The organism is Zeaxanthinibacter sp. PT1 (assembly GCF_028464225.1).
In the GTDB taxonomy this organism is placed as follows: domain Bacteria; phylum Bacteroidota; class Bacteroidia; order Flavobacteriales; family Flavobacteriaceae; genus Zeaxanthinibacter.
This window is the reverse complement of the sequence record NZ_JAQPCN010000007.1, coordinates 113,149-126,083: the sequence shown is the minus strand read 5'-3', so window position 1 is coordinate 126,083 and position 12,935 is coordinate 113,149. Positions and strand designations below refer to the sequence as shown.

2 protein-coding genes are annotated in these 12,935 nt (G+C 43.6%); both read right to left on the bottom strand.

All coding sequences use genetic code 11. The features are described from left to right. The coding region (locus PP178_RS14610) for a PQQ-dependent sugar dehydrogenase (protein ID WP_272595099.1) at positions 1-4,895 on the bottom strand (4,895 nt) is incomplete at its 3' end. A gap of 289 nt (positions 4,896-5,184) precedes the next feature. Then, positions 5,185-12,750, bottom strand: a complete 7,566-nt coding sequence (locus tag PP178_RS14605) for a PKD domain-containing protein (protein WP_272595098.1) — start codon at positions 12,748-12,750, stop codon at positions 5,185-5,187. Positions 12,751-12,935 lie beyond the last annotated feature (185 nt).

The window sequence follows — 12,935 nt, the reverse complement described above, 5'->3', positions numbered from 1 at the left end:
TCTGAAGCCTGGGCATCTGTAATCACGCTCCAGTTAGACCCTACCGTAGCACACTCTGCTTCCAGCCAGTGTTCATCCAAACCGGGTGAAGGTTCCGGGTTGACCGTTACACTTACCTCGTCAAAGGCGGTAGCACTCTCATCATCAGTAACCGTCAATCTGAATACATAGGTTCCTTCCACCAGGCCGCTGGCGGTAAGGTTAGCCGTATTAGCATCGGTCAGTGTCGCCGGTGTACCGGGATGGCTTATCTCCGTCCATGCAAAACTTACGTTGCCACCGTCAGGATCACTGCCCGCTCCGTTCAGCGTCAGGCTATTGGCCGGCAAAGTGATCGCTCGGTCCGGGCCTGCATTGGCCAGGGGATCTGATGCTTGTATATTTGATTGATTCTCAAAAATCCTCGGTGTAATGTTATTCCAACCAATGGAAACAATATCATAATCGCCATCTTTATCAAGATCTACGATTTGGGCTCCGTCGTGGTGATCAAGGTTACCACCTCCAGAATTAATGGTCTTTTTAATCCAACCTCCATTATTACAAAGATCATTAGCAAACCCGATCAATTGGTAAGCTCCTCTCCATTCACCTACCACGATATCAAGATCCCCGTCAAAATCAATGTCCTTTACATCCAGGCTTAAGCCACCATCTATATCGGGGTCAATAGTATGTTTAATCCATGTTTGAGTAGGATCAGCAGGGGCTTCGAACCATGCTATTTCCCGGTTAGAACCTATTTGTGTTACTACGGCATCGAGGTCACCATCCTGGTCAAAGTCGGCCAGCATATTCCTATCCATGGTTGTTGGAAAGGTAATCCCTGTACTGAATAAGGTCCAGGTTCCGCCATCATTCCTCAACCAATTGGATCCCTGGAAAAGATCTAAGTCTCCATCGCCGTCTATATCCCCATTACTTAAAGCTTCGCCAAGTGAGGTTGGATGTATATTAACTAACGTCCATGTACCGTTTACGGGGTCTGTAGGAACTGTGAGCATCTGTACTTGTGAAGTCCCAGTTTCGGCCCCGTTCCAATTTAGTGCCAGTTGAAAAGCCCCCCCCTGTTGGTATATTCCCCCGGCAATTCCTGCCAGAAATGGTTCACTGTAGGTTGTTGCGCCAACCGGCAAGTTATCATATACTGTGAAGTTCCCATTTCCATCGTTCTGAGCCCAGATTAAGGCTGAACTTTCATAAGCACCTTTGGTTCCAAGCAGGTCGGGATCACCATCGTTATCAAAATCATGAACGTAGGCTACATTATTAAAGTTGGTGCCAATGGTATTTTTGGTCCAGTTGCCAGCAATAGACCCCGGGTTTTTATACCACCAACCCCCACTGACAATATCCTTTAAGCCGTCGTTATCAAGATCGAACTGCGGAAGGATATATACGGAGCGGTAGGCGTGTGCAGGACCAATAATATGCGGCTGCCATTGATTCGGGAATATTCCGGAGTTACAGCCCGCAGGGTCATTCACAACTACATTTACCTGATCGGAAACACCGGAACTGGATTGATCGGGATAGAACAGTTCCAGCTTTATATTATGGGCCCCGGGAGTTAATTGGCCAATCAATATGGGATCGGTGTTATAATGAGAACCGCTTAAATTACCATCAACATAATACTTAATATGGTTACCTCCTGGTGCTAAATTCCAGTTAGACAGACTAAAGCTCACCTGAACGGGAGAATTCACTGTAGCCCCTTCTTGGGGTGAACTAATGGTAATTGAAGGTTCGTTATCTGACGCACTTCCTCGAGCGAGGACCTCTATCCCTGAAATTTTGGCATTTTCAATTACAGAATTAAATTGTATTGTAGCTACACCATCATTCACTGCTATATCCGAGAATTCCTTGATCAATGCGGTAGCTGGTCCAGCTTCTGCGTATATATCTAAATTAGATATCAGCTGATTTCCTTCTATACTGACATTAAAAACCCTGGAGCCTGCCCCCCCGGGATTATTACCAACACCAAAATATATCTCTGCAAAGTGCAGCTTAAAGTCGTAAGCCCCGTTCTGTGGAACAGGGATATTATAAGAAAAGTTACTGCCATATCGCTCTGTCTGGTAGAGTACATCGTCAGATGTATTTGAAATAGCTACAGAATTAGAATAAGTACTTCCCCCGGTAGAATATTGATCGGGAGAAAATGTGTTGCCATCGATTATTATTTGTGGACCTCCAGGATTTATTCGTATGGGTTGGAATATATTCAAATCAAATGAAGCTGGTAACATTGGAATTCCGGCGAGGTTTTCCACATTACTAATATCTAATTGGTACGCTGAACTACTATTTAATAGCGTGGTATTCAGTAAGACGCTTCTTAAATCTGTTTGTAATACGGCCGTTTGAACACTTGCCCCGTTATTCAGTATGTAATTGTTCACATTCTCTGCGGTGCTCTGGCTGACATATTCCGAAAAATTTACTTTGAGCTGAGTAGTTGATACTACCTCTACTTCCGTAATTTCAGGAGGGGAATTATCTATAGATACCCCCGCCCCTAGGAACTCAATGTAATTAAGATCAAAAATATTTTGCTGTACAGAGGAATTCTTGAACACAAAATATAAGTCGTTTTTACCCGATGGGGCAGTAAAATTGGCTACAACATCGGTCCAATTGTTAGTTCCGTCGGTATTGGGAATTGCAGCGGAGCTTACTAAAGAACCTGAAGCACTGCCTACTCTCAATTCGATGGTTCCTCCAGAAACTTGTGAGGCTACGCGATACTTTACCGAGCTGATGTTCTGAAGGTTTCGGCCGGCTAAAGAGATATTAGAGTTATTATTAACCCTGATCGCTTCATTTCCGCCTCCTCCTAAGTCAGAGTTTCCAATTTTAACTACATTATTGGATGTGGAATAGAATTCAGCTTCTTTTCGTTTCGGGTGCAATTGTATTTGGTCAAAAGATGTTAATCCACCATTGTCTCTATAGTTGACCCCTAAGACATAAAAAATATCCATTTCCCCGTGGATGTCGTGATCACCGGGATCAAGATTTATAAGCTGTGGACAGCCTGTTAAACCAAGGTCATCATGAAAATGGTTTAAATGACCAATAGAGGGTACCAGGTTAACATCATTACAATCTATCCCCCCATTTTGTGTACTCCCATCTTCTGCATCATTTACTGATACATTAAAATTAATATCATCATTCCAGTTAATCAGACCACCATCCGGGGGCGAGTTAAAAGTAAATTCCGAAATTGTATTTCCGGCATAGATCATAGTGGTTTTGGTCACTACTCCCCCATTACCATCATTTACTCTCAGAAGTGCAGTGTAATTCTGAACATTAGTATAAGTATGAGATGTTGTAACACCGGTAGCATCAACAGTTCCATCATTCTCAAAATCCCATTCATAAGTAAGGCTGTCCCCGTCGGGATCACTACTTCCTGCGGCAGAAAATTGTACAGTAAGCGGCACATCACCGTTATTAGGTGTAGCCGATATTGATGCTATAGGAGAAGAATTGGATACGATTCCAGTATAGTCGACACGAACTAATTTCCCTGTTCCGGTATTTCCCGGGCAGCAGCCAGTGCCGTATTCCAAGATATATAGGTGGCCGTCGGGGCCTATTTTCATATCGATAAATCCGGTAGCCGCAGTCGGAAATACGGAGGGTGCTAATCTTTCAGGTGTACCCTGGACGTTTCCTTGTGAATCCAGGGTTGCCACCCAGATCCAGCTAGAGTTGAAGTCATAATAAAAGAATTTGTTATTGAACTCTACAGGTAGTCTTTTGGGATCGTTGATACCTGGGTCGTGATAATACCTGGGGCCTGCCAGGTAACATTTATGCAGGAATTGCAATAAAGACGGCTGGGCAGGAGGTAGATTTTCGGCCCCTGTGTTCCATTTGGAGATGTTTTTTGGCGCAGCAGGATCATTAAAGTAAGGCGTTTGTGCATAATGAATCCGGTAGGGTCTATTCTGACCTGAAAAATAAGGCCAGCCATAATTACCGGCAGTCTTGGTAAGGTTTATCTCATCCAATCCTTCCGGCTCGTTGAACGATGAGGGAGTGTTAGCATCGGGGCCTACTTCACCCCAAAACAACCAATCTGAATTTTCCCTGTCAATAAATATCCGGTAAGGATTCCGGGCACCCATGACATAAACTTCGGGTCTTCCTACCAGAGGGTCGTTAAATAAGTTTCCCGGGGGAATGGTATAGCTACCATCCGCTAAAGGTGTTATCCGAAGAATTTTACCTCTCAGGTCCTTGGTATCCGAGGATGTATTTTCCGAACTTTTATTTATGTCGTTTTCGTTTAGGGTAGCATAATTACTATGATCGGTATTATCACCTGTAGCTATATATAAATTTCCCTGGGAGTCAAAATCCATATCCCCCCCGGAATGACAACAGGAAATACGCTGGGTGGGCCATTGAAGTACAACAACCTCCGAATTCATTACAAGAGAATTTCCATTTAAGGTAAACCTCGAAACGCGGTTTACAGAAGTAGCCAGCGGAGAATAATGCAAGTATATATAATTGTTGGTCAAGAAATTTGGATCAAATGCCAGTCCTAGCAAGCCGTCTTCCAATTCGTGGAATACCTCAATAGTCCCTGCAGAGAAAGATGTTTGAGAAGCCGGATCATATATAAGCAGTTCACCATACCTATCCACAATAAAAACCCTCCCATCAGGCGCAAATTTAAAGGTCGTGGCATTGGTTAGGTTGGTTAGTAAGTCTACCCTCTGAAAGTCATTGGGCAATTGTGCGTGGGCACTGAAGATGCCTAATATCAGTAGTACAATTATTAAACCGGATGATAGTATTGATTTGGGCAGGAATGCAATCCAGTTCCCTATATATGGCTGACGGCCAGAGCGATCCTTTTTCATAGCTTGTAATGAGGTAATTAATTTATCAGGATTACTTTCACGTTACGCTGATCGTAACGTTTGGGATAATCTTGTCGTTAAAAATATGGGGGGAAATAATTCGGTCTAAATTACCGTGAAAAGTGCTGCTCGGGAAAACCTTTTTTTTAAGTTCGATTAACTTCCATGTTTATCCGATTAAATACATTCAAAGTATTAAAATCAAAAGAACCTAATCTCTGTATAAGTTAACAAAAAAAGGCCTGCGTTGCGCAGGCCTTTCCAATTTTATCTGGATCGATATACTGTACTAGTTCTTCACTAGAAGTTTAACGAGCATAGAGTTACCCTTATTCGGTTCCAGGCCAATAAAATATAACCCATCCCTCAGTCCTGTCACAGGTACTTCATACGAATTATTATCCCTGAAGATTTCCTGGGCATCAAAACCGCTGATAAACCTACCACTGGCATCGTGCAGATATATAGTCTCTATCATCATATCTGCCGGTTTATTCAGAACACGCAATTTAGCAACCCCGTCCTTCGCCGGGTTCTCCAGCAGAATTGTAACGATTCCCTGAGGATTATCATCAACAGTAATATTTATTGTAGCAGAATTGCTTAGACCAGAGGCGTCAACAACCGTTAAAGTAACTGTGAATGTTCCTGATTCCTCAAAAATATGAACCGGATCTGTGGCATTGGAAAAATTACCGTCTCCAAAATCCCAATTAAACTCAACGATCCCGAAATCATCCGTTGAATTCCTTCCGATAAATGTAACTTCGAGAGGCGCTGTCCCTGATAATGGGTTGGCATCAATTACAGCACTCGGTGGAAGATTTTCAGCGGCTCCTACTACAATAGCTACCGTTGCTGTGTCACTTTCACCTTCTGCATCAGTGACCGTCAGGGTAACATTGTATGTTCCTTCAGAGTCAAAGATGTGAGTAACCTCTGCTTCTGTAGATGTGGTACCGTCCTGGAAATCCCATAGGTAACTCACAATACCACTATCATCCGTAGAATCTATTCCTGAAAACATAACTTCCAAAGGTGCGCTTCCGGATGTTGGATCTGCGAGAGCGATTGCTGTTGGCGCTTCATTGGCAGGCTCCGAAACCGTTATGGTAACATTCGCACTGCTTTCCAATCCACTGGCGTCGGACACCGTTAAAGTGACTTCATATGTTCCTGCAGTCGCAAAGGTGTGTAAAGGATTATCAATATCCGAAGTAGACCCATCCATGAAATCCCAAGAGTAACTCACAACTCCCTGGTCATCCGAAGAATTACTCCCGGTGAATTGTACTTCCAAGGGGGCTGTTCCAGTTAAGGGTGACGCTTCTGCCACCGCTACTGGGGCTTCATTACCAGGTTCTGTAACCGTGATAGTTATGGTCCCTGAATCGCTGAGATTGTCTCCATCGGTAACCGTGAGGCTTACCTCATACGTACCTGCCGTTTCAAAAAGATGTACAGGATCTGCTTCTGCTGAGGTATTCCCATCCATAAAGTCCCAGGCATAGGTAACTACCCCCTGGTCATCGGTAGAATTACTTCCGGTAAAAGTAACTTCCAGAGGCACTATTCCATTTTCAGGGGTTGCTTCTACAACCGCTGTTGGTCCGGAAAGTGGATTCACGGTAACCGTGACTTCATCAAAAGCAGTATCACCTTCATCGTCAACGGCGGTCAGTCGGAATACATAGGTGCCCTCTAACAGGTCACTGATTGACAGCTGTTCGGTATTTTCACCTGATAAAGTAGCGGTCCCTGGTCCACTGACTTGGGTCCATGTATAACTGGTTATAACTCCCCCATCAGGATCAGTTGCCGAACCGGTCAGCGACGCACTGTTCGTAGGTAACGTAATTTGAGTATCCATACCCGCATTAACCTGAGGAGGTACAGAAGTAGTAACCTGAATTCCAGAAATCTTTGCCCGGTCAACTACGGAAGTCAATACAATAGTTAAAGCACCATCGTTGACAGTAATATTCGTAAATCGTTCAATAATAGCAGTAGCACTTCCGCCGGCTGCAACGACTATGTCGTAATTAGTAAGGTTTTCCTGGCCATTTTCAATATCTACATTAAAAATACGGGAACCAGCTCCTCCGGGATTAGTACCCACACCGAAAAATATTTCAGCAAAGTGAAGATCCAGGTTATAAACACCGTTCTCCACCGGAATGTCATAACTAAACGACCCTGATGGTGCAGGACCAAAACGTTCTGTATGATACAACTGGTCATTCTCAGTGTTGGCTATTGGCGTCACCACCTCGAAAGTATTTCCTCCAACAAAATCCTGGTCTGCAACCCAATCCTGGCCGTTAAAGGTAAACCCAGGACCACCTGAATTTATGGTCAGATCTCTTACCGGTGTGCCAATGGTTATTGTAAAAGAAAGTTCATCAAATAATCCTTGGTTATCGGTAGCCCTCAGGGTAACCTCATAATCACCTACGGCATCGGTAAGTAACCCCGAAATTAGGCCTGTATCCGGATCAATTGCGAGTGAAGCTGGTAATCCGACAGCGGCATAAGTGATCACATCCCCTGCGTTTGGATCTGTGGCCTCTACTTGTAGGTTGACAGTTTCTCCCTCTTCATATGCCTGGTTTCCGGGATTAGTAAGGCTTGGTGCAAAATTACCTTCCCCTAATACCTCGATTCCAGAGATCTTTGCCCGGTCTATATCGTTAGTAAATACTATGGATAAAGAGCCGTCGGTTATATTGACTAAGAATGTTTCAGAAACAGCTGAATTCATTCCTCCAGCTTCGGCATAAATATCATAATCTGTTAGCGTTGCCTGCCCGGATTCAATATCCACGTTAAACACCCTCTGTCCTTGTGCTGTATGAAACAACTCCGCGAAATGTAACACGATGGCATATTCGCCCGCTTCAGCTACCGGGATTTCATAAGTCAGTGTTGGTGTATCAGAATTTCTTTCTGTTTGATACATTAAATCGTTGGTAGTGTTGGCAATAGGGTTTGTTGAATCGTAAAGATCGCCCCCGTCAAAAAATTGATCCGCAATCCAGGAATTACCTTCATGGGTGAGCGCATCTCCCCCCGCATTTATACGGAGTCCACTGGTATAATTGCCAATGGCCAATGTAAAGGTTTCTTCATCAAATAATCCCTCAGAGTCGGTGGCCCTAACAGTGACCTGGAAAGTTCCAGGTGCTTCAGTCACTGTACCACTGATAAGACCTGTATCTGCATCGATAGATAGGGAAGCAGGCAGACCCTGGGCGCTATAAGTTAAAACGTCACCTACATTAAAATCTGTCGCCTCTATCTGCAGACTGACATCTGAATTCTCAGTAACCAATTGAGTACCCGGGTTTTCTACAACAGGTGCAACATTCTGGCCACTACCCAGTACTTCAATGGCTGATATTTTTGCCCTGTCCGTCATGTTCGTGAAAACCAAGGTTAGATTTCCATCCGTAACATTTACGGCAAAACTTTCAATTTTAGCTGTAAAGGAAGAGCCTGCGGCAGCGACAATATCATAATCCGTCAGCTGACCCTGCCCGTTCTCGATATCAACATCGAAGAGCCTGGAACCAGTACTACTGTGAAATATTTCGGCAAATAATAACCTGACCCCATAACTACCTGATTCAGGTACGGGTATTTGATATGTCAGTGTTGGGTCATTAGAATTCCTCTCAGTCTGATACAATACATCATTGTTGGTCCCATTTATTGCATTATTGGTATTGTACGTGGCACCTCCATCAAAATATTGATCTGCTATCCAATCTTCACCATTAACGTTTACCAATGGCCCCCCGGCGTTTATCCGCAGAATACTATTGAATTCACCTACATAGATGTTAAAGGATGTCTCATCAAATAAGCCCGAATCATCTGTTACCCGCACAGTTACAGGGTATGTGCCAGCGGCTACTGACAAAGTACCACTTATGATACCGGAATCCGGATCAATAGCAAGGTCCGCTGGTAGCCCCTGGGCGCTATAGGTAAGAATATCAGAAAAGTCAGGATCAGATCCCTGGATCTGTAAACTTACAGTAGCTCCCTGGTTGTATAGTTGATTCCCCGGGTTCAGTACTACAGGCGAAGAATTCACCGGGGCACTGCCGGAAGTATTTTCAAAAATACGTGGTGTGATATTGTCCCAGCCAATAGAAATGATGTCCAGGTCTCCATCCTCGTCTATATCCACAACCTGTGCCCCATCGTGGTGATCAAAAGTGGGTGTTCCATTATCAATGGTCTGTTTGATCCATGTACCGGTATTACAAAGGTCATTCTCAAAAGTGAACAATCTGTAGGCACTCTGCCATTCTCCGACAATGATATCCAGATCACCATCAAAATCAATATCAGCTACATCTACACTCAACCCGCCGTCAATATCGGTATCTAAGGTGTTCTTAGTCCAGGGCTGAGTAGGATCTGCAGGAGCCTCGAACCAGGCAATTTCCTGGTTACTTCCCAACTGGCTCACAACGGCATCAAGATCACCATCCTGGTCAAAATCGGCCAGCATATTCCTGTCCATAGTTGTCGGGAAGGTGATTCCGGTTGAAAATGTGGTCCATGTGCCATTTCCTTCGTTACGCAACCAATTTGCTCCCTGGAACAGGTCCAGGTCGCCATCATCGTCGATATCACCTGCACTAAGTGCTTCTCCAAGAGAATCAAAGCTAATATTTTCAAAGGTCCATTGCGTATTAACGGGATCTGCCGGAATAGTCAAAAGTTGAACCGGATCACCGGTTGAATCAGCACCATTCCAGTTAATCGCCAGTTTAAAATCGCCACTAGCATCAAAAACACCACCGGCTATCCCAGATAAAAATGGCTCACCAAAAGTATTTTGTCCACTATCTATATTGGTATATACCGTAAAATTACCGGAACCATCATTCTGGGCCCAGGCCATGTCTGACCCGGTATAAGCGCCCTGTGTACCTAATAAATCAAAGTCACCATCTCCATCAAAATCATATACGTAAGCCACATTATTAAATGGAGCGCCTATGGTACTGCGCACCCAATTACCGGATGCCGTACCTGGGTTTTTATACCACCATCCCCCGGACACTATATCCTTGAGCCCGTCACCATCCAGGTCGTGATCCGCATAGATATAGACCGACCTGTAATCCTGCTCCGGTCCGATAATATGTACTTCCCACTGATCAGGGAAAGGAGTATCATTACACTCGATTACAAAACTAAAGGGATAATTACCGGTGGCCACTGAAAGACCGGCCTCATTGGTTACTCCTGAAACTCCAAGTGAATAAGTAATACCCGGTTGCAGCTGAGATGTGGTCAGATATACAGTCCTGTTGTCCTCTTGCAAAGAAGCAGACAATACAGACTCCCCATTATCTAGGCTATAATTATTGATATTCTCGGCAGTAGCTGGATTTACATATTCTGAAAACTCTACCGCCACAAGGGTCGTCGATGAAGAAGAAACCTCATTGACAACTGGTGGGGTATTATCCACGGAAACTCCCTGTCCTATAAATTCTATATAGTTCAGGTCAAAAATATCGACAGCATTGGTGCTATTCTTAAATACGAAGTACAGATCGTTTTTTCCGCCGGGATCTGTAATGGGTGACTGAATATCCACCCAATTATTCAAACTCCCTGTAGAAGGCACATTAGTAGTAGCCAATAATGTTCCTGTAGGGCTGTTAAGACGTAATTCTATGCTACCGCCGGCAATCTGGGAGGCCACACGATATTTTACGCTGTTTATATTAGCGAGGTTTCTTCCATCTAAAGAAATAAAACCATCCCTGTTTACCCGGATAGCTTCGCTTCCTCCACCCCATTCATCGCTGTTACCGATAACGGTAATATTGTCATCATCATCAAAGTGCTCAGCTTCCTTCCGTTTTGGATGTAATTGTATCTGCTCAAAAGCTTGAAGTCCACCTTGATCTGTATAATTAGCTCCTAATACATAGAAGACATCCATTTCTCCATAGGTGTTATGATTGGTAGGGTCCAAGTTCAAGTTTTGTGGACAGCCGTCGAGCCCCATATCATCATGAAAATGGTTAAGGTGTCCAAGCGAGGGAACAACGTTAACATCTGCACAATCTATACTACCATCTGCTGTTGTACCATCCTCCACATCTTCCACCAGTAAATCTAATTGTATATCATCATTCCAATTCATTAATCCACCATCGATTGGCGTAGAGAAAGTGAAAGAAGCCGCATTATTCCCGGCGTATATGGTCAGGTTTTTGGTGCTCACCCCACCGTTCCCATCATCAACCATAAGCTGTACGTTATAGGTACCGGCCACGGTGTATTGAAAAGTTGGATTTTCCTCGGTTGAATCAATGGTTCCATCGGTTTCAAAGTCCCAGGCATAGGTTAATGGATCCCCATCCGGATCAAAGGTTCCTGCACTTGAGAAGTTTACAGTCAACGGAAGAGATCCATTGTCAGGATCTGCACTTGCTTCAACCACAGGTGATGAATTAGTGACAATACCGATATAATCCATACGGACTAACTTTCCTGTTCCCGTATTGTTCGGACAACAACCTGCTCCGTATTCAAGTATATATAGATGACCGTCAGGTCCAACTTTCATGTCAATAAATCCAAAGCCTCCTCCCGGAAACGCTTGTAATAATGCTTCGGGCTCACCTAGAATATTTCCATCAGCATCCATTTGAACCGCCCAAACCCTGCTGGAATTAAAGTCAAAATAGAAAAAGATTTCATCGTATTCTATGGGTAGACGTTGCTGATCAGATAGTGACGGGTTATAATAATACCTCGGGCCTGCCATGTAGCTTTTATGGAAGAAATCTATCCAAGAAGGTCTGGCCGGCGGCAGACTTGTCGCACCGGTATTCCAGGTGGAAATATTTTGAGGATTTGCAGGATCGTTATAATAGGGCGTTGGAGCATAATCTATCAGGTAAGGCTCATTTTCCCCAGAAAAATAGGGCCATCCGTAATTCCCTGCCGTTTTTGTAAGGTTCATTTCATCCTTACCTTCTGGTCCTTCCGGACCATCAAAATTAGCATCGGGACCTACCTCACCCCAAAACAACCAATCTGTATTCTCCTTATCGACAAACATGCGATAAGGGTTTCTTGCCCCCATCACATATATTTCTGGTAACCCGCCGGTCCCATTCGGGAAAAGATTCCCGCCGGGTATGGTATATGAACCATCCGGTTGTGGGGTAATCCGTAAGATCTTCCCTCTTAAATCGTTGGTATTAGAGGAAGCTTTCTCTGCGCTATTAACCGAGTTGACTTCATCCAATGCAGCATAATCACTGTGATTAGAATTATCTCCTGTGGCTATATAAAGATTCCCGTTTGAATCAAAATCCAAATCTCCTCCTGAATGACAACAACCGTTACGTTGGGTGGGCCACTGCATCATAATCACCTCAGAGCCAAGGTCCAGAGTGTTACCATTCATGGTAAATCTAGAAACTCGATTTACAGAAACATTCAGTGGTGAATAGTGCAGGTAAATATAATTGTTGGATAAGAAACCCGGATCAAAAGCCACACCTAGTAACCCATCTTCAAAATCTTTAAAGACCTCAATGGTCCCTGCTGATACGGTTACCTGGGTATTAGGATCATAAATTAATAATTCACCATAGCGATCTACGATAAAAATTCTACCGTCTGGACTGAATTCAAAATTCACCGCATTGGTCATCTCTGTAATTAGCTCCACCTTCTGAAAATCCTGAGGTAACTGAGCTAAAACAGCTGATGTGCTTATGAGGGACAACACGAGTAGTAAAATCTTGCTTTTCAGCAAGATATAGTTCTGTAATAATGATTTTGAAGGAGTAGTTTTATATTCCACTTTCTATTCTTTAGAAGTTGATGATTATTTTTCAAATAGCAATCAGGGCAGTTTTACTGCTAATAACAAAGATAACTCTTAGTAGATGGGCATAGGAAAGCTTATTTCATAATTCGATTAACGCATAAACTTTCCCGATCAATAACGATAAGGAATAATATAATTTGAAAAACTGAATATTTGAT